The organism is Bacillus sp. FSL L8-0528 (assembly GCF_038593085.1).
Taxonomy (GTDB): Bacteria; Bacillota; Bacilli; order Bacillales; family Bacillaceae; genus Bacillus; species Bacillus paralicheniformis.
The window spans coordinates 825391-844057 of the sequence record NZ_CP151961.1; the positions used below are offsets into that span (position 1 = coordinate 825391).

16 protein-coding genes are annotated in these 18667 nt (G+C 47.7%); 10 read left to right on the forward strand and 6 right to left on the reverse strand.

Annotated elements, in window-relative coordinates:
• Window positions 1–4: 4 nt before the first annotated feature.
• Entirely contained in the window at window positions 5–979 is a 975-nt protein-coding gene (locus MHI30_RS04090) for an NAD-dependent epimerase/dehydratase family protein (protein ID WP_075755188.1), read from the reverse strand.
• Between the two features lie 68 nt (window positions 980–1047).
• On the reverse strand, window positions 1048–2421 hold the full coding sequence (locus MHI30_RS04095; protein WP_075755079.1) for a glycosyltransferase: 1374 nt from the start codon (window positions 2419–2421) through the stop codon (window positions 1048–1050).
• Window positions 2422–2742: 321 nt separating this feature from the next.
• Between MHI30_RS04095 and MHI30_RS04100 the strand changes: the two genes are divergently transcribed.
• From MHI30_RS04100 to MHI30_RS04120, 5 genes are all read left to right on the forward strand, one after another.
• On the forward strand, window positions 2743–3825 hold the full coding sequence (locus MHI30_RS04100) for a glycosyltransferase (protein WP_075755081.1): 1083 nt from the start codon (window positions 2743–2745) through the stop codon (window positions 3823–3825).
• A gap of 120 nt (window positions 3826–3945) precedes the next feature.
• Complete coding sequence (locus MHI30_RS04105; RefSeq protein ID WP_075755083.1) at window positions 3946–5055, forward strand: DegT/DnrJ/EryC1/StrS family aminotransferase; 1110 nt, start codon at window positions 3946–3948, stop codon at window positions 5053–5055.
• The gene (locus tag MHI30_RS04110) at window positions 5052–6116 is read left to right on the forward strand and encodes a Gfo/Idh/MocA family oxidoreductase (protein WP_075755085.1); all 1065 of its coding nucleotides are present in this window, start codon (window positions 5052–5054) and stop codon (window positions 6114–6116) included. The genes MHI30_RS04105 and MHI30_RS04110 overlap by 4 nt, the downstream gene beginning before the upstream one ends.
• An 85-nt stretch (window positions 6117–6201) precedes the next feature.
• On the forward strand, window positions 6202–7497 hold the full coding sequence (locus MHI30_RS04115) for a nucleotide sugar dehydrogenase (RefSeq protein WP_075755087.1): 1296 nt from the start codon (window positions 6202–6204) through the stop codon (window positions 7495–7497).
• Window positions 7498–7577: 80 nt separating this feature from the next.
• Window positions 7578–8489, forward strand: a complete 912-nt coding sequence (locus MHI30_RS04120; RefSeq protein ID WP_075755089.1) for an alpha/beta hydrolase — start codon at window positions 7578–7580, stop codon at window positions 8487–8489.
• Here the strand turns inward: MHI30_RS04120 and MHI30_RS04125 are convergent.
• Window positions 8486–8878, reverse strand: a complete 393-nt coding sequence (locus MHI30_RS04125; protein WP_075755091.1) for a helix-turn-helix domain-containing protein — start codon at window positions 8876–8878, stop codon at window positions 8486–8488. The two genes, MHI30_RS04120 and MHI30_RS04125, sit on opposite strands and share 4 nt — an antisense overlap.
• A gap of 131 nt (window positions 8879–9009) precedes the next feature.
• Between MHI30_RS04125 and MHI30_RS04130 the strand changes: the two genes are divergently transcribed.
• Window positions 9010–9693, forward strand: coding sequence for an NAD(P)H-dependent oxidoreductase (locus MHI30_RS04130; RefSeq protein WP_020450562.1), 684 nt, complete (start codon window positions 9010–9012; stop codon window positions 9691–9693).
• 249 nt (window positions 9694–9942) lie between these two features.
• Here MHI30_RS04130 and MHI30_RS04135 read toward each other — a convergent pair whose 3' ends face one another.
• Window positions 9943–14280 carry a multifunctional 2',3'-cyclic-nucleotide 2'-phosphodiesterase/3'-nucleotidase/5'-nucleotidase gene (locus MHI30_RS04135; RefSeq protein WP_075755093.1) on the reverse strand — a complete coding sequence of 1446 codons (4338 nt, stop codon included), beginning with the start codon at window positions 14278–14280 and terminating at the stop codon, window positions 9943–9945.
• 229 nt (window positions 14281–14509) lie between these two features.
• On the opposite strand from MHI30_RS04135, the gene MHI30_RS04140 reads away from it, so the two are divergent.
• On the forward strand, window positions 14510–15025 hold the full coding sequence (locus MHI30_RS04140) for a type 1 glutamine amidotransferase domain-containing protein (protein ID WP_043925908.1): 516 nt from the start codon (window positions 14510–14512) through the stop codon (window positions 15023–15025).
• Between the two features lie 38 nt (window positions 15026–15063).
• Here MHI30_RS04140 and MHI30_RS04145 read toward each other — a convergent pair whose 3' ends face one another.
• Window positions 15064–15279, reverse strand: coding sequence for a DUF1128 domain-containing protein (locus MHI30_RS04145; RefSeq protein WP_065644584.1), 216 nt, complete (start codon window positions 15277–15279; stop codon window positions 15064–15066).
• Window positions 15280–15370: 91 nt separating this feature from the next.
• Window positions 15371–16729 carry a sodium:alanine symporter family protein gene (locus MHI30_RS04150; protein ID WP_020450566.1) on the reverse strand — a complete coding sequence of 453 codons (1359 nt, stop codon included), beginning with the start codon at window positions 16727–16729 and terminating at the stop codon, window positions 15371–15373.
• Window positions 16730–16912: 183 nt separating this feature from the next.
• Between MHI30_RS04150 and MHI30_RS04155 the strand changes: the two genes are divergently transcribed.
• The 3 genes from MHI30_RS04155 to MHI30_RS04165 are packed head-to-tail and all read left to right on the forward strand — an operon-like array spanning window position 16913 to window position 18568.
• Complete coding sequence (locus MHI30_RS04155) at window positions 16913–17383, forward strand: low molecular weight protein-tyrosine-phosphatase (RefSeq protein ID WP_075755095.1); 471 nt, start codon at window positions 16913–16915, stop codon at window positions 17381–17383.
• A 22-nt stretch (window positions 17384–17405) separates the two neighbouring features.
• Window positions 17406–17756 carry a hypothetical protein gene (locus tag MHI30_RS04160; protein WP_020450568.1) on the forward strand — a complete coding sequence of 117 codons (351 nt, stop codon included), beginning with the start codon at window positions 17406–17408 and terminating at the stop codon, window positions 17754–17756.
• Entirely contained in the window at window positions 17753–18568 is an 816-nt protein-coding gene (locus MHI30_RS04165) for a YhjD/YihY/BrkB family envelope integrity protein (protein ID WP_075755097.1), read from the forward strand. The genes MHI30_RS04160 and MHI30_RS04165 overlap by 4 nt, the downstream gene beginning before the upstream one ends.
• Window positions 18569–18667 lie beyond the last annotated feature (99 nt).

Here is an 18667-nt window from a genome sequence, read left to right on the forward strand (position 1 = left end):
TTTCTTATTGATCCAAATTTTTTTGAATGCTTTCAGCTGTTCTTCTGATCCCTTCTTCCAGATCCACTTTTGCGTTGAAACCGAGCATTTCTTTTGCTTTATTGACCTGAGGGATGCGAAGTTCAATATCGGCTTCTTTTTTCTCCCCAAAGAAGATTTGCGATTTTGATCCAAGAACTCTGATAATCGTGTTTGCCAATCCGTATACAGTGATCACAGTGCGTTCATTGCCGATGTTGAAAGACTCTCCTATGGCTTCTTTCATCGTCAAACAGCGCAATATTCCGTCGATCATGTCATCTACATAACACCAGGCCCGGATTTGCGTTCCATCGCCGTGAATATAGATCGGCTCATCTAACAGAGCTCTGTGAACCATCGTTTTGATGGCGCCTTCCCCGACTTGTTCCGGTCCATAAACATTAAAAGGGCGGACGGTGACGGTCGGGAGCCCCAGTTCTTTAAAATAGGCATATGCCATATGTTCCTCGGCGAGTTTGCTGACAGCATATGTCCAGCGAGCTTCTCCCACAGCTCCTAAAACAGTATGACTGGTCTCGCGTGCTCTGAAAGCGATTTGGCCGAAAACTTCACTCGTACTGAAACATACGACCCTTTTGCATTCGGTTAAACCGGCAGCCGCTTCAAGCAGATTGGCTGAACCGATCATGTTGACCTGCATCGTTTTAACCGGGTTTTGAATGACCGTGTCAATCCCCGCGATGCCAGCGGCATGGACAATGTGACTGGCCCCCTGGATCGCCTTTTTAAGCGCGTTCAAATCCAAAATGTCTCCCTGCACCACTTTCAAGTGAGGATGGTCCCGGTAAGGTTTATACCGGAGGGAGTCTCTTGAAAAATTGTCGTATACGGTGACACTGTTGCGCTCTATCAGCTTTCCTATTAAAGAGGATCCGATAAAGCCTGCTCCGCCAGTTATGAAAATATGCTGGCCGGATAACTCTGTCATATCGCTCATCAATTGTTCACCTGCTTGTTTCGTTTTTTTTTGAATTACAAATCCCGCGACGCGAAAGGTGTTCAACATCATCCCGAAAGTAGCGCCTGATAAACAGCCAGCGCTTTTTTGCTGTTTTTCACCATATCATGATGAACTTCTGCATACTTTCTTCCTTTCTGGCCGATTTCCGGCAGCATATCCCGGTTTTTCAGTACATTTTCAATCACTTCTGTAATGTTGTCGGGATTTGCTCTTATGAGAGGCAGTTCGGAAGGGTAGTGATCCTTCATAAAATCACTGACCCAGCAGATAACGGGTTTCCCCATTGCCATCGATTCGACGGCAAATAATCCGTAGCTGCCGATATGAAGCTGATCAATGATCAAATCTGCCTTTTGATAGATTTTCTTTGCCTGTTCATGAGAGACCCCTCGTACTAGGTGAAAATGAAAATCGTATTTTTCTTTTAAAGACTCCACCGCCTTAAGGATATGGCGGGTTCCTTTTATTCCTGGAGAGGTGGGGGCATGAACGATGAGCGGCTTTTCATTTGACCTGTAGTCAGGAATATAGCGGTCAAGCTGGATCATGGTTGGAATCATGTGGATATGCTCATAATAGTCTTTTACATACTCGTAAAGTTCCATATCGGCAACGATGCAGTGCTGGACATATTGTGAAATTCGTTTGAGGTGATATCGAATTCGCGCTTCATTTTTCGTTTTTACAACGGCGTATGGATTTGTTTTAGCCAATGTTGAATAAAGCCTTACATCGCTGCCCCAATGATGCATGATCATTGGTTTACCCGCCTGTTTTAAAATGGGATAATCCGACATGTCCAGTGTAAAGCTTGTGCCAAAATGAAAATGGAACAAATCATAGGATGGCAAGAGATCACTGGCAAGCCTTCTCAGCCTCGCATTCATGACGGGCGTATTGCGTTCTTTCAGCAATGACCAGGTGTAGTCGGCAGCGTAATTTAAATAATAAGGATAGTAATTTAAAGTGTGGGCAAGCGCGCCATGCTGTGAGAGCCCTTTAGCCAAGGTATTCATTTGATTGGCGATTTCCATTGTGCCTTGCAAAACGCGGATTTGCCCAGCCGGAGGCTCGGTTTTTTCATGAACAGGAAAATCAAGCTTTGGCCCGCTTTCGGTTTCTGCTCTATCTCCTTTTTGAAGATAGGCCACGCTCTCTTTTTCCCTTCCGGTGCGCAGACACACTTTTCCCATCAGCAGATTTAAAGATCTGTTATCAGGAAAAAGGTCAAGCCCCCTCCAGAGCCACAGCCAGGCGTTATGGTCATGGCCGAGATAAACAGAAAGAGAGGCTTGAAGAAAATAAAAATAAGGCTCGTTATGCGAGCCGTCGGCTTCCCACTCTTTTAGGCGCTTCATGGCTTTGTTCCAATCTTTTTGTTCCAGACAATGAATGATGTCTGATTTGAAATCTTTCATGATGACCTCCCATCGATCATGCCGCTTTCAATTTCTCCTTTATATGGCAGAATAAAAACGCTTTGTGCGCTCTATCATACGTATAAATGAATCTATATGACTGTGTATTTGTGCGAGAGTGTAAGAGAAAAACGTTAAACACATGTTCACTAGTAGTATTCCATTCAAGCGAGAAAAGAAAGTTCTATAAAAAACACTTCGGAAATGGCGCAGCCTGAAATGCTAAAACAGTGACAGCGGCACAAACGCGATCAGCTGCTGGTTCATATTTTATGGGTAGATTTTAAAAATAGAGTCTTGAAAAAACGGGGAGTGAAGGCTTTGGTTACAATCAGTCTATGTATGATTGTCAAAAATGAAGAAGAAGTATTAGCGAGATGCCTTGATACAGTGAAAGACATTGTAGATGAAATTAATATTGTGGATACGGGGTCGACAGATAAAACTGTAGAGATTGCGAAGCGATACACAGACCGCGTCTTTTTCTTTGAATGGATCGGCGATTTTGCGGCTGCCCGCAATGAATCGTTCAAGCATGCCACGAAGGATTATATTCTCTATCTGGATGCGGATGATGTATTGCTTGAGAAAGATCAGAAAAAATTAAAAGAGTTGAAGGAAACGCTTGATCCTTCCGTTGATTCCGTGTCCATGTACTATGATGCGGGAACTGACGAATTCGGAAATGTGACCTTAAGGTACCGCCGCAACCGCCTGGTGAAAAGGGAGAAAAACTTTAAATGGAAAGGCGACTGCCATCAATATTTGGAGGTATTCGGGAACATCATCAATGCCGATATCTCGGTGACGCATAAAAAAATCCGCCACTCTGTCGGACGAAACCTCAATATTTACCAAAAGAAGATCGACCGCGGCGACACGTTTACCCCGCGCGATTATTTTTACTACGGAAATGAATTAAGAGAAAACAGGCACTACGAAAAAGCGATTGAAAGCTACAATAAAAACATTGAAATGAAAGAAGGATGGATTGAAGACAAAGTATACGCCTGCATCAACAAAGCCGACTGCCACCGCTTTCTTGGCGACTTGGACAATGAGCTGAGATCGCTCTTCCAGTCATTTGAATTTTCCAAAACGCCTCGTGCCGAAACATGCTCAAGAATCGGCTATAACTTTCAGCGGCGGCGGGAATACAATGCCGCTATCTACTGGTATGAGCTGGCGACAACACTCGTGCCTGATTCAAATAAATGGAGCTTCACCTATCCGGCATACTACACTTGGTACCCTCACTTGCAAATGTGCGTGTGCTACTACAATTTAGGAGACTTTGAAAAGTCGTATCAGCACAATGAAGAGGCGAGAAAATACCGTCCCGATGACAAATCCGTCCTTCATAACAAACAGCTGCTCGAAGGGAAATTAGGCATTAACAAATAGCATGGTCAAGACTTACTGAACAAGTAGGTCTTTTTTTATGAAAAAAATCAAGCCGTGCCAAATTACCGGCAGGCATCATAACTTATTTTGGAACTTTTTGATTTTGGAGGAGGAACAGAGATGATCCCGTTAATCAATTTAAAACGCCAGTTTCAAACGGTAAAACAAGAGATTTTACAAGAGTTTGAGCATGTGTTGGACAGCGGCCAATATATATTGGGGCCCAAGGTTGAAGAGCTGGAGAAAAGAACAGCCGAAAAGCTTGGTGTAAAAGAAGCGGTCGCGGTCGCCAACGGAACGGACGCATTAGTGCTGACGCTCGAAGCTTTCGGCATCGGCAAAGGGGATGAAGTGATTACGACGCCGTTCACTTTTTTCGCCACCGCCGAAGCTGTCTCAAGAGTGGGGGCTAAGCCTGTGTTTGCTGATGTTGATCGTGAAACCTGCAACCTTGATCCGAAAAAAATAGAAGAAAAAATCACCCCTGCTACTAAAGCGATCATTCCCGTCCACATCTTCGGACAGCCGGCTGATATGGACGAGGTCATGGCGGTTGCCAAAAAACACGGACTGCTTGTGATTGAGGATGCCTGCCAAGCGTTCGGCGCCTCGTATAAAGGGCGGCCTGTCGGCAGCATCGGGGATGCCGCCTGTTTTTCATTTTTCCCGACAAAAAACTTGGGAACGTTGGGAGACGGGGGAATGGTGACGATTTCAGATCCGGATGCGGCCCGGCAATTAAGAACACTCAGAACCCATGGCACAAGCAAAAAATACTTCCATGACAAAATCGGTTTCAACAGCCGTCTTGATGAATTACATGCCGCAGCTTTGCTCATTCTTCTTGAGAAAATCGACGGCTGGAATGAACAAAGAAGAAAAGTGGCCAGCCGCTACAGGGAAGGTTTGAAAACGGCGGAGCATCTCACGCTGCCTGCTGAGAAAGAAGACCGCACACATATCTATCATCTCTATTGTATCGGCGCGAAAGACCGCGACGAATTCATTCAATCGCTGAAAGAGCAGAACATTCATTCAGGCGTGTATTATCCTTGCTGCCTTCATCTGCAAGCGGTCTATTCTTCATTGCAGTACAAAAAAGGCGATTTTCCTATAGCCGAGTCCTTGTCCGAAACCCTTTTCGCGATTCCGATGGATCCTTTTCTAGCCGCTGAGGAACAAGAGCAGATTATTTCCGCGCTGCTGAAAAAAGGGGGAGGGGAAAAGTGACGGTTCATTTCGGTTTAATCGGCTGCGGCTATATGTCAAGAAAACATCTTCAAGCACTGGCCGGGTGCGATGATGCAAAGTTGTCGGCCGTCAGTGATTTGCAGGAAGAACGGATGAAGGAAGCGGAACAATACTATGCTTCCTTCGCCGGGGATGAAAGCCGAGTGACCTGTTATCAGCAGTATCAAGCGCTGCTTTCAGATTCTAAAATAGAAGCAGTCATTATTGCGGCGGTTTCGGGGCTGCACGCCGAAATGGCCAAAGCCGCGCTGCTGGCAGGCAAGCACGTCATCGTCGAAAAACCGATCACCTTGTCATTGAAGGATGCCGATGAGCTTATTGAACTGGCGGAACAGAACGGGCTGAAGCTCATGGTCTGTCACCAGATGCGCCACCGGCCGATCATGAAAAAACTGAAGGAAACGATTGAGAGAGGAAAACTGGGAAGGATCTACTTAGGCACAGTATCGCTTCGCTTAAACAGGTCACCCGCTTATTATGAAGCGGCATCTTGGCGAGGAAGCTGGGAAAAAGATGGCGGGATGCTGGTCAATCAAGGGATACATCTGATCGATCTGCTGCAATGGTTTTTAGGTGATGTAAAAGGTGTTTACGGAGATATACTGGGCGGCTCAGGAGTTAAAGAAACGGAAGATGTTGCTGTCGGTGTTCTGACGTTTGCCAGTCAGGCGAAAGGAGTAGTAGAAGCGAATATCGTCACACAGCCAAACAATATCGGAAGCTCTCTCTCGATTTTTGGAGAACATGGAACGATTTCATTGGAAGGCCCGGCATTAAACAGGATCAGCCGCTGGTATATCCAAGGGGAGAAGGCGGCTGCTGAAGAAGCGGCGCAACTGATTGATCTCGGCGGCGAACAAACCGCCATGTATCAAAACTTTATAAGCGCCGTCAAGCGCCAAGACACACTATTGGTTGACGGCTATGAAGGGAAAAAGGCGATTGAAACGATTTTCGGAATCTACCAGTCTGTGCTGCAGAAGCAGCCGGTGCAGCTGCCTCTTTCTTCATTTCAAACATCTGATATGAAAAATAAATAGGTTTTGATTTGGTAGATCGTCCCTTTCAAAAAAAGATTTAAAACATAGTTTATTAAAGGAATGTACAGAAGGGGCGATTTGATAAATGAGCAAACAGGAAATGCATAACGAAACGATAGCGGTCATCGGCTTGGGGTTTGTCGGTCTGCCCTTGGCCATGTTGTTGATATCAAAAGGAATTCGGGTTATCGGTGTTGATTTGGATAAAAAGAAAGTCGAGGCATTACGGAAAGGGAACAGCTATATTTCAGATATCAACGATCAAGCGGTGCAGGACGGAATAGGCACCGGTTTCTTTCGTCCTGTTTCAGACTACGGTTTAATCGGCGAAGCGGATGCCGTCATCATCTGCGTACCGACGCCGCTGAATGATGATGCGGGTCCTGATTTGACTTATGTGAATAGAGCGGCGCAATCGATTGGAGGGCACTTGAAAAAAGGGCAGCTCGTCGTGTTGGAAAGCTCGACATATCCGGGTACGACAAGGGACATCGTCAAACCGATCCTCGAAAAAAGCGGCCTTGTATGCGGAAAGGATTTTTATTTGGCTTATTCTCCAGAACGCGTTGACCCGGGCAATCAATTCCCGATTGAAGTCGTGCCGAAGGTAGTGGGAGGAGCGACGGAGGCATGCCTTGAAAAGGTGCATCAATTATACAGCGGCATTTATGAAGAGGTTGTGCCTGTCACATCGCCTGAAACAGCGGAGCTGACAAAGCTGCTCGAAAATACGTACCGGTTTATTAATATTTCATTCATTAATGAATTCGCGATGATCTGCGACAAGCTCGGGGTGAATGTATGGGAAGTCATCGAGGCGGCAAGCACGAAGCCGTACGGCTTTGCGGCGTTTTATCCAGGTCCCGGCATCGGCGGCCACTGCATCCCCGTCGATCCGCTGTATTTGCAGTTTGTCATGAAACAAAGCGGTTTATCGAGCGACTTTATCGAGCTGTCGGAAGCGACAAATGAAAGAATCGTCCGCTATATCGCAGAGCGTTCCTTGCAACTGGCAGGGAAAGATCAGGCGACAGACGCCCGCATTTTAATCTACGGCGTCACCTATAAACGAAATATAGCGGATGTCCGCGAATCAAAATCGCTTGATATTATAGAGAAGCTGATCGGCATGGGGGCGGATGTTTCCTACCATGATCCGCACGTTCCGGAACTCGATCTCAGCGGCAAAAAACTGGCAAGCATGCCGATAGATTCAGAGATGCTGAAAGAGTACGACTGTGTTGTCGTTTTGACCGATCATGACGCACTTCCGAAAGAGCTGTTACTAAACCATGCAACCGTGATATTTGATACAAGAGGCGTATTGAGGGAAGCAGCCGGAAAAGCGAAAGTCATCCAGCTCGGAAACGGGTGCTCTTGACGCCAATTTTTTGCCGCGACTCACGCCCAGACCCGTTCGGAATACAATAAGTTAAAACAAGAACGTAAAGGGTGAGGGCAGTGTGGATCGGAATTTTGTTGATGGTCTTTGGAATTGGGATCAGTATTTTTGCCGTCAGTCTGATTGTCAGCTATTTGTTTGTTATGCCGAACAGGAGCACATATGAAGAAACCTTTTTCAGCGGACTCAAACACGGCGAGATCATCGATGATGTGTTTGAGTCACACGACAAAGAAGAGCTGTTTTTGACGGCGGGGGATGGATGCCGGCTGCATGCGCTGCTTTTTCCCGTTCAAAAGAGCAGGAAAGCCGTTATCGTCTCCCACGGCATCAAGTGGTCGCTGTTTGGAGGGTATAAATACGTCGAGCTGTTCCAGTCCATCGGCTACAATGTCCTGCTTTGCGACAGCAGGTGCCACGGGTTGAGCGGCGGTTCACACGTTTCTTACGGATTTTACGAAAAGGACGATTTGGCGAGGTGGGCTGACGAGCTTGAGAACAGGTTCGGCAAAGACCTTTGGATCGGGGTGCTTGGCGAATCGCTCGGTGCCGCGGCTGCCATCGAGCTGATGAAACAGGACCGGAGAATCAAGTTTTGTATTGCCGATTCCTGCTTCAGCGATTTAACAGAGCTATGCCGCTTTCAGCTGAAAGCCGCCGTCAAATTGTCTGTGCCGTTTCTCATCCCGTTGGCAAGCGGGCTGATCAAACGGCGCCACGGCTGGAGCCTTGCCGACATATCGCCGGTTAGCAATCTTGAACAGTCAGACACGCCGCTGTTTATCATCCACGGCACAAATGATCAGCTTGTTCCGCCGGAAATGGCCAAAAGCCTGTATGACCGGAAAAAAGGGATAAAGAAACTGTATTTGATTGAAGGCGCGGGACATGTCGGCGGATTTCGCCACGATCCTGAAGAATACTTAAGCAGAATCAAAGACTTTCTCTTAAAAATCGAACCGGCCAATTAGCCTTGCGATTCCAGCATTTCAGCGGCAGCCGATCTTTGGCGCGCTTCCTTGATTTTGCCGGCATAGGAAGCTCCCCAATTCATCATTTGACTGATGATCGGGATCAGCGTCTTGCCGAACTCAGTTAAACTGTACTCGACTTTCGGGGGAACCTGCTTATAAATCGTGCGGCAGACGATGCCGTCGCGCTCAAGTTCGCGAAGCTGGAGGGTCAGCATCCGCTGTGTCACGGCGGGAATTAAACGCCGCAGCTCATTAAAGCGTTTTTTATCATCGATCAAATGATACAGAATGACGCTTTTCCATTTGCCGCCGATGATATCGATCGTTGCTTCCACCGGGCATGAATAACCGTCCGGTGCTTCACATGCCTTCGGATTCTGTTTCATTTTCCTCTCTCCTTAGTATAAAAAATGATACTATGCCACAAAAATGTGCGTACTTTCTTATTGCTATTATAATGATTAGAATGAAATTAAGAAAGGAATATAAACTATAGACAAAAGGAGAGAGCCAGAACATGACACAGCAATCCAAGAAGCAGGAGATTCTTGACGCATTCCAATTTAGACACGCGACTAAAGAGTTTGATCCGGACAGAAAGATATCAGACGAGGATTTTCAGTTCATTTTAGAAGCGGGCAGACTGTCGCCAAGCTCGGTCGGCCTCGAGCCGTGGAAGTTCGTCGTCGTCCAAAATAAAGAGCTGCGGGAAAAACTGCGCCAGGTCTCATGGGGCGCGCAGGGACAGCTTCCGACGGCCAGCCATTTCGTTTTGCTGCTCGGACGCACGGCTAAGGAAATGCGACATGATTCCGGATATGTTGCAGATCAGTTAAAGCATGTGAAAAAAATGCCGGAGGACATCATTGAAAATATGCTGAAAGAAGACGGCGTTCTGAAAAGTTTCCAAGACGGCGATTTTCATTTGTACGAAAGCGACAGAGCGATGTTTGACTGGGTATCAAAGCAAACGTACATCGCGCTTGCCAACATGATGACGGCGGCCGCCTTGATCGGTATTGACTCCTGCCCGATTGAAGGCTTTAACTACGACAAAGTCCACGACATCCTTGAAAAAGAAGGATTGTTGGAGGACGGCCGCTTTGACATCTCGGTCATGGCCGCCTTCGGTTACCGCGTGAAAGAGCCGCGTCCGAAGACGAGACGGGCGCTTGATCAAATCGTGAAATGGGTTGAATAAGAAAAGTGCGGTTCTGCCTTTAGCAGACCGCCTCAGCGTGTCGACAAACCCTCGCATTCGTTGTCAGGCCTGCGCGTCGGTGCTCACGAATTCCAACATTCGCTCCGCTCCGATGCTCAGCCTTCCTAGACTGCAAAGGTTTTCAATCACGCTGAAAGGATGACAAAATCCCAAAACTAAAAGTCGTTTTGGGATTTTGTCAACAATCTGAGTGCGGTTCTGCCTTTAGCAGACCACACTTTTTTTTATTTAGATTTGGAGCTTGCGCCGCTTCCTTTGGTAAAGGTACAGGCCGCTTCCGGATATAAGCAGCAACAGGCCGAGCATCAGCCAATGATAGGCGTTTGAAGCGGTGTCGGGCAAAAACCCGCCGTTTGAACCATCTGAAGGTTCATTTCCGTCATCTGACCCGCCGCTGTCATGACCGCCTGATCCGTCTCCGCCGTTTCCGGCGCCGGGCGAAGCAGGGGGTTCACCGCCGCTGCCGCCATCCGAACCGTCATCATCGCCTGAACCCGGCGGAAGTGAAGGAGACCCGGCATCATTGTCATTCATCACGGTATACTCGCTGAAATGGTCGACATAGCCTGCAACGGTACGGTCTTTCGTATAGCCGTTTGTCACTTTTGTGAAGCTGTTGTTTTTGCGGTCGACATAATAGACGCTCAAATGTTTGTCAGGAGCATCGACTTGGAAAAACAGTCCGACAGGCTCTTTAAATGTGCTGACCGTTTTTCCATTCTGCTGAATGTTGAAATCATATACCTTTGTGACCGCCTGTTTGATATTCTTGGCAATTTTGATGCTGATTTTTGTTTTTTCGCTTGCCAGATTAACGGCTGGAAGCTGCATCGCAATGCGATCGTTTTTCAGGGTGATACTTGGATCATCAGTTCTTTCTTTGACAAGGTCAGTCTGTGCTTTTGTCATATTCAGCTTGATGTGGTCTTTTTCTGTGTCAGGGAAATAAGCAATCACCTGATTTGCGTTTTTCGCGTATGTTTCGAACGGCTTTTCCGCAAGCGTCCAAGTGCCGTCTGTCTGACGGTCAGGAAGGAACACTTCTGTGATTCTGTTTTCGATGTTCGGTGAAACAGAATCGTACAAGGCAAGCTGTTCTGTAAAAATGTCGTAATCGGTAAAGCCGAGATCGACACCGTTTTTCGCTTCTTTAAAAACGGAATAGCCGTCTCCGCCGCCGCCCATGAAGTTATTTGTAGCCACCCGGTAGGTTTTGTCCAAATCGAGCGGAACAGCGTCCCCTTTGTCATTGACAAGGTTCACATCAAGGATGCGCTCACCTTTTGGCTTGCTCAGTGTAAAGGTGAAGGATAAACCCGCGACATGCGGAAACGCGCCTCCGCCTTCTTCGACTTGGCTCACCCCGTGCTCAAGCGCTTCTTTAATTTGCGCCCCCGTCAGATCAGCGGCATAAAGGGTGTTGCCGAACGGCATGACCGTCAGCACATCGCCGAGTGTGATGTCGCCTTTGGCAATACCGCTTCTGATTCCGCCGCCGTTTGTGATTGCGATGTCAGCGCCGCCGGCTTGTTTGGCTTTCTTCAGCATGCCGTCCGCGATAAAATTGCCGAGGTTGGTTTCTTTTGAGCGGACATGCTCGCGTTTTCCGTCAAGCGGGACATCGGCATAGCCTACTTTTTTCTTTTTCAGTTCGTCAATATCTTCTTTAAAGCCGTCAAGCACTTCTTTCGCAGGAGGGTCTTCGTCCACTTTGCCGTCGATCGCGATCAAATTGAACCTTGATTGATCCGTTTGAACGACGCCGTTCTCATCAAACACAACATCGACACTTCCTAAAAACTGCCCGTAGTCTTTCACTTGGGCGACGATTGTCGGTTCTTCGCTCTCCACCACTTTTAAATGATCGACGAGTGTATGCGTATGCCCGCCGATAATCAAATCGATGCCCTTCACTTTTTTGGCCAGCTCCAGATCCCGGTTGTAGCCGAGGTGGGTGAGGGCGATGATTTTGTTGACCTTTTCTTTTTCTTTCAGTTCCTTGACCGTTTTCTCCGCTGACAGATAAGCGTCATGAAACGCAATGTTCGGACCGGGGCTTGACGTATATGACGTATCTTCCGTCGTCAGGCCGAATACGCCGACTTGTTCGCCGTTTACATCAAGCAGAATATAAGGATAGATGCCGCTTTCTTTCTTTTCTCCCGCTGTTAAGAGTGCAGGCTCTTTTTGAAAGCTTCGCAGCTGAGGCTCCTTTGATACATCGACATTGGAGCTGACGATTGGAAAATCGGGCTTTTCCAGCTGGTGTCTGTTTAACGGATCGACGGCCGCATTGTTTCCGCTGAGAAAGTCTGCGAGCACTTTTGGCCCTTTATCAAATTCATGGTTGCCGAAGGTCATGGCGTCATAGCCCATCATGTTCATCAGCTTCAAATCGGCGAGTCCGTTCCATTTTGTAAAATACAAGTCACCGGAAAAGACGTCGCCGGCATCGAGCAGCACATTGTTTTCTGCTTCACTGCGGATTTCTTTCACTTTGGCAGCGCGCCTTGCCGCTTCATCTAGGTGGGCGTGCGTGTCGTTCGTGTGCATGACTGTTAACGTCCAGTTTCCATCATCAACCGGAGGCTCTGAACCTTCAAAGTTCAGCTTATAGACGCCATATCCGCTGTTTTCGGATTCTCTGACAAAATCGATGTCCTTCGCTTTTTCAGCAAACGGTTTGGCGAGGAGAGAAGATTCGAATGTCACATCGGCTCCTTTAATCGGAGCGATCGACCAGTTGTTGTCGGCGGCAGGATTGACCGTTTTCTTTTCCATGATGTAGTTCATGAGCACCTGCCTGTTTTCATCAGCCGCCGCATAAACGACTTTGTCCTGAGTCAGATGCGGGAATCCGCCGCCCCCGGATGCGCGGTAATTATTTGTGACCACAAGGAATTCCTGATCATTGCGGACGGGTTTTCCGTTGTAAGACAACTGTTTGACGCGGTTTGCCTGCGGATTTTTCACCCCGCCTGACGCATTGTATTTTGCCGGTTGTGTGACATCGATCTGGTAGGTCACACCGTCAATGACATCGAAATTATACGACCTGAAATCGGGGTTGAGGAGCGCCTGTTCACCCGATTTTGAAGGGTCGATCTGGTTGAACTGCCCGGCCGACATTTCGATCCAGTCCTTCACTTCGCTTCCCGTCAGCTTGACGATATAGAGTGTATTGTCGTACAAATACAAATCGCCGATGTTTTTGATCGCAAGGTTTCCTGCTTTAATGTTTGTATAATAATCAGCACCGTTGCGCCCTCCTGCTTTAAACGGCGCGCCCGCTGATAAAATCGGCAGGTTTTCGTATTCCGTTCCCTTCATGACATCTTCCGCATACCATTTTTGTGCGTCTGTGACAATCTGAATCGAAGGGTCATCTTTTACCTGTGCGAAAAAGCTGTTAATATCGGCTTCCGTTTGGCCTACCGGCGCGCGGACGTATTCAAGCGTTTTTTCGTGCGTGTCTTTAATCGCGGAAACGACGGTTTCGTGTCGTGACGTCACATTTCCGGCAATCGCTTCCGTTTTTGCGCTGGCATCTTTCACTGTCCATTTGCCGCCGTCCTGTTCAAGCTGCATATCGATGATTCCTAAATGGCTGCCCCAGTTTTTCGGCATGACGACAGGGATGCCGTTGATCGTTCCTTTTTGATTGTCGATCACGCCGTTTCCGGGATAGTCGGTGCCGGGGAACAGACCGTGCTGGTGTCCGGAGATGATCGCATCTATTCCTTCCGTCTTGAGAGCCAGATCATATACGGCGTTTTCTGCTCCCGCCGCCTGTTCGCCATTTTCAATTCCGGAGTGGGCGATTGCAATGATCACGTCGGCGCCTTCCTGCTTCATTTTCGGAATCGTTTCTTTCGCTGATTCGGTGATGTCCTGCACCGTGATTTTGCCGTCCAGATGCTTTTTATCCCATGTTAAAATCTGCGGCGGAACGAAGCCGATGTAACCGACTTTAAGCTGGTGCTTTTGGCCGCTTTCATCCGTCAGCGTCCGCTCTTCAATATGATATGGCGTATATTTGTTCTTTCCGTCCGGTGTTTTAATATTGGCATTGACGATGGGAAATTCGGCGCCTTTTATCGTGCCGTCAAGGAATTCAAGGCCGTAGTTGAATTCGTGGTTTCCGAGCGTGCCGGCGTCATAGTGCAGTTTGTTCATGACATCAATGATCGGGTGTGTTTTCGTTCCGGAGATAATCGCTTCACGTTCGTGTTTGAAGATGTATTCCCCTAGAGGGTTCCCTTGAATTAAGTCGCCATTGTCGACAAGAATCGTGTTCGGGTTCCGGCTCCGGTGCTTTTCAATCAGCTTTGCCGTGCGGGCCAGTCCGAATTCTGCCGTTTCTTTGTCGGCATAGTAGTCATAGTCCATGATATGGGCGTGGATATCTGTCGTACCCAGGATGCTGAGGTTGATCAGCGGGTGTTCATTTGGTTCTTCTGCATATGTCTGGGTGTTTGGAATGAGTAAACTGAGTATCATCACTGAGGTTAGCAGAATACGGAGAATGTTTTTCCTTGAAAACCGTCTTTTCTGTATTCCCACCATTTCTCCACCTTTCAGATTAGAGTAACAATTTCTATTGTAAGAACTTTTTGTAAAGTTTTGTAGAACTTTCGTTACGAATATTGTAAACACTCAGAAAATGATTCCAAAGTCTGTCCCTGTCTGCCGGATGATTTAGGTACTTTGTCGCGAGGAACGTGCGGATGTTTTATATAGTGTGGCAGGGGGAAATGGATTTATGTAGACAGAAGCTTTTGGGAGGGTGATCAATATGAGCAAAAAAATTGCAGTTGTTCTGACAGATTACTTTGAGGATTCGGAGTATACCGAGCCTGCGAAAGCGTTCAAAGACGCCGGGCACCAGCTTACGGTTATTGAAAAAGAGAAAGGCAAAACGCTGAAAGGCAAGCAAGGCGAGGCGCAAGTGGAAACAGATGCGTCCATTGATGAAGTCAGCCCGGCCGATTTTGACGCGCTGTTGATTCCGGGCGGATTTTCACCGGATATTCTCAGAGCCGACCAGCGTTTTGTATCGTTTGCGAAATCCTTTATGGATGACAAAAAACCGGTGTTTGCGATCTGCCACGGCCCGCAGCTTTTAATCACCGCCAAGGCTCTGGACGGACGCAGTGCAACAGGCTACACATCGATTCAAGTCGATTTGGAAAACGCCGGGGTTCAATTTAAAGACGAGGAAGTTGTCGTCTGTCAGAATCAGCTTGTCACAAGCCGGACGCCTGATGACATCCCCGCGTTTACACGCGAATCTTTGAAGCTGCTCGGCTGATGAAAAAAGACCGGAATAGATTCCGGTCTTTTTTATGTTTATTTTCGGAGTGCAGCCAGTTCTTCTGCGATTGCCTGCATTTCGCTCGGACTGAAAGATTTCTTTTTCATCACCATTTGGTGGAGGTATTCAAGATCTTCAAGCTTTTCATTGCTGAAGGCTTCAGCTTTGATGACGCCGATGTTCAGCATGTTTAGTTTTTGCGAGATCTCTTCGATCATTTTATTCAGCTCGGCTGTTTTCTGCTCTGACAAGAAGGCACATCCTTTCTCACTGATTTCGTAGTCTTTATTGTAACAGAATTAAGCGAGAAGAAAAGGACGGCTGTCAAAAAGCATCTCCGGCTTAAACGGATACGCTGTTTTGCTTTTCCGCTTTTTCGGCTTTGATTTTGGCGAGGATCTGTTTGGACTCATAGATGACAATCCCTGTCAAACCGAGCAGGCCGATCAGGTTCGGTATCGCCATCAGACCGTTCAGCATATCGGCGAGCGCCCAGACAAAGTCATTTTTAAAGACCGCTCCGAAAAAGACGGCGATCACAAAGATGACACGATAGACGATCGCATATTTTTCATTCAGCAGGTAGGTGAAGCATTTTTCTCCGTAGTACGACCAGCCCAAAATCGTCGAATAGGCGAACAGCAGCAGTCCGATCGCGACGATTGTCGATCCCGCAGGGCCGAGAAAATGTGCGAATGTCATCGATGTCAGCGCATCGTTTTTTTCTGTCAGATACATGTTTCCCATGACAATCGATATCCCCGTAATCGAGCAGACAATCAATGTATCGATGAAAACCTGGGTCATAGAGACAAGCGCTTGGCGAGCCGGCATATCGGTTTTTGCCGCGGCTGCCGCGATCGGCGCCGAGCCGAGACCTGCTTCATTTGAAAATACGCCCCGCGCCACGCCCCAGCGGATCACGGTTCCGATCGCGCCTCCTGCCACAGCCTGGCCGGTAAACGCGTCAGAGAAAATTAAACCGACCGCGCCGGGGACGAGTTCAAAGTTTGTGACAAGAATGATCAATCCGGCGATGACATAAAATAAAGCCATGATCGGCACGAACAGCGAGGTGACTTTGCCGATGCTTTTAATTCCCCCGAGAATGACAAGGGCTGTAAAAATCGTGACAATGATGCCGGTTACCCAGGCAGGCACGGAAAATGTGGAGCTCATGACTCCGGATACAGAATTTGACTGAACCATATTGCCTATTCCGAAAGCGGCAAGCGCCCCGAATATGGCAAATAACACGCCAAGCCACTTTTGCTTGAGGCCGTGTTCCAAATAATACATCGGACCGCCTGACATTTCGCCGTTTTTGTCTTTCACGCGGAATCTGACGGCAAGCACCGCTTCGGCATATTTCGTCGCCATTCCGAAAAAGGCGGCGAGCCACATCCAAAACACGGCGCCAGGCCCTCCGGCAATAACAGCTGAGGCGACACCGACGATATTTCCAGTACCGACCGTAGCGGCAAGGGCAGTCATCAGCGCCTGAAAGTGGGAAATATCGCCTTCGGAGGATTTATCCTGATGTCTTGAAAAGGCAAGCTTTAATGAGTAAGGCAAAAGTCTGATCTGCAAAAAAGCCAGCCTGAAAGTCAAATAAATACCTGTTCCAACAATGAGGATCAAAAGCGGAGGTCCCCATAAAAAACCGTTCATTGTATCTACAATATGTGAAATAAAATCCATAGGCGAAATATCCCCCTTTAATTTTGTGTCTAACTAGAATATTCTGAAAGTTTGTTAGATTTGTCAATAGCATTGTCATTTTTTCTTCCCAAAGTTGAAAAAAACAAAAAAATCTTTAGTATAAAAGCAAAAGTGTTTTTTCTTTCTGAAATGTGGGGAAAGAATAGAGGAGGCTCTTGGTTGATGATCAAAGTGCTATTTGTCTGCCTCGGCAATATTTGCCGCTCTCCGATGGCAGAAGCTGTATTTAACGACATGCTCAAAAAAAGCGGACTGGAGGACCGGATCGAAGCCGATTCGGCGGGGACAGGGAGCTGGCATGTCGGCAAACCGCCTCATGAAGGCACACGGTCGCTGCTGTCTGCAAAAAAGATCAACTGCGAAGGCCTTTACGCGAGGCAGATTACCGACAAAGACCCGGAAGCGTTCGATTATATCATCGCGATGGATGCCGAAAACGCGGGCCATGTGAGAAGCCTTGCCGGCTACGGGAGCAAAGCCGTCATCCGGAGGCTGCTCGACTATGTCAAGGACTGTGAGACGGCAGATGTTCCTGATCCATACTACACCGGGAACTTTGAAGAGGTGTACGAACTCGTCGCGAAAGGGTGCAGCGAATTGCTGAAGGACATTCGAAAAGAGCACAATTTATAAAAAACGAAGGGAGAGATTTTTTATGAAAAACGACCGTGTTTTCATCAGAAATATCCTCCTCGGCGCTTCGGTCGGGGCGGTTATGTCACTGCTGCACAAACCGACTAGAGAAGCGTGCGGCGCAAAGCTTGATGCGTGCAAAAACAAAGTCCGCCTTTACCGCGCAAATCCCGGAATGTTCACCGAATGCGTGAAAGAAAAAATGGACGAAGCCAAAAAACTGACCGCTTCCATATCGGACGATTTAAGCTTCTTAAATCAACAGATGAAAGAACTGAAAGAGACGACGCCAAAAGTGATCGGTCTGATCGAGGAAACGAGGGATCACTTCACAGCCAAATCCAAAGGGCGTACGGAGCCGGAAAAAGAATGAGCTTTTTGAAAGAGCTGGCTTGGCGTTTTTTCCTTCATGAAGGGCCGAGCAAATCGGCGGAACTTGCCTACTTTTTCCTCCTGTCCCTGTTTCCGTTTATGATTTTCCTATTGACTTTGATCGGCTACCTGCCTGTCAAAACGGGCGATGTCATCGGGCTGATTGAACAGTATGCCCCAGAAGACACGATGTCCGTTATTGAAGAGACGCTCAATACAGGAAACAGGGGCCTGCTTTCTTTCGGGATCATCGCGGCGCTCTGGTCTGCGTCAAACGGATTGAACGCGATTGTCAGGGCCTTTAACCATGCTTATGAAGTGGAGGAAAACCGCTCATTCATCATGGTACGGCTGACATCGCTCCTCCTGACCGCCGCGATGGTTTTCACCATATTGGTCGCGCTTCTTCTTCCGGTATTCGGGAGGGCCATCGGCCATTTCATCGCCAATCTGGACGGTACGCCGGAAATGTTTCTAGCGGTATGGTCAGCGCTCCGTTGGGGAATCAGCCCGCTTGTGCTGCTGATCGTCTTTACGGCTTTATACTTTTTTGCCCCGAATAAGCGGCTGTCATTTAAATTCGTGCTTCCGGGAGCCGTTGCAGCGACAGCCGGCTGGATCCTCGTCAGCATGCTGTTTTCATACTACGTCAGCGAATTTGCAAACTACAGCGCGACATACGGAAGCCTCGGCGGCATCATCGTCCTGATGATCTGGTTTTATTTAAGCGGAATGATGATTATTCTTGGAGGGGAGATCAATGCCCTTTTACATAAACGTAAAATCATTCCTGAAGAAAATCCGCAGAAATGAGCAATCTATAAAAGAACGTTTCATGAGTTCAAAAGCGGAGGGATCATCATGACAAAACACACGAAAAAAGGCGGCAGCCATAATAAACAAAATTCAAAG

Excerpts from the sequence above, each read along its gene's own strand:
- MHI30_RS04095 (WP_075755079.1), bottom strand. The coding sequence starts at position 2,421 with ATGAAAGATTTCAAATCAGACATCATTCATTGTCTGGAACAAAAAGAT.
- MHI30_RS04155 (WP_075755095.1), top strand. The coding sequence starts at position 16,913 with ATGATCAAAGTGCTATTTGTCTGCCTCGGCAATATTTGCCGCTCTCCG.
- MHI30_RS04115 (WP_075755087.1), top strand. The coding sequence starts at position 6,202 with ATGAGCAAACAGGAAATGCATAACGAAACGATAGCGGTCATCGGCTTG.
- MHI30_RS04165 (WP_075755097.1), top strand. The coding sequence starts at position 17,753 with ATGAGCTTTTTGAAAGAGCTGGCTTGGCGTTTTTTCCTTCATGAAGGG.
- MHI30_RS04150 (WP_020450566.1), bottom strand. The coding sequence starts at position 16,729 with ATGGATTTTATTTCACATATTGTAGATACAATGAACGGTTTTTTATGG.
- MHI30_RS04135 (WP_075755093.1), bottom strand. The coding sequence starts at position 14,280 with ATGGTGGGAATACAGAAAAGACGGTTTTCAAGGAAAAACATTCTCCGT.
- MHI30_RS04125 (WP_075755091.1), bottom strand. The coding sequence starts at position 8,878 with ATGAAACAGAATCCGAAGGCATGTGAAGCACCGGACGGTTATTCATGC.
- MHI30_RS04090 (WP_075755188.1), bottom strand. The coding sequence starts at position 979 with ATGAGCGATATGACAGAGTTATCCGGCCAGCATATTTTCATAACTGGC.
- MHI30_RS04130 (WP_020450562.1), top strand. The coding sequence starts at position 9,010 with ATGACACAGCAATCCAAGAAGCAGGAGATTCTTGACGCATTCCAATTT.
- MHI30_RS04160 (WP_020450568.1), top strand. The coding sequence starts at position 17,406 with ATGAAAAACGACCGTGTTTTCATCAGAAATATCCTCCTCGGCGCTTCG.
- MHI30_RS04105 (WP_075755083.1), top strand. The coding sequence starts at position 3,946 with ATGATCCCGTTAATCAATTTAAAACGCCAGTTTCAAACGGTAAAACAA.
- MHI30_RS04140 (WP_043925908.1), top strand. The coding sequence starts at position 14,510 with ATGAGCAAAAAAATTGCAGTTGTTCTGACAGATTACTTTGAGGATTCG.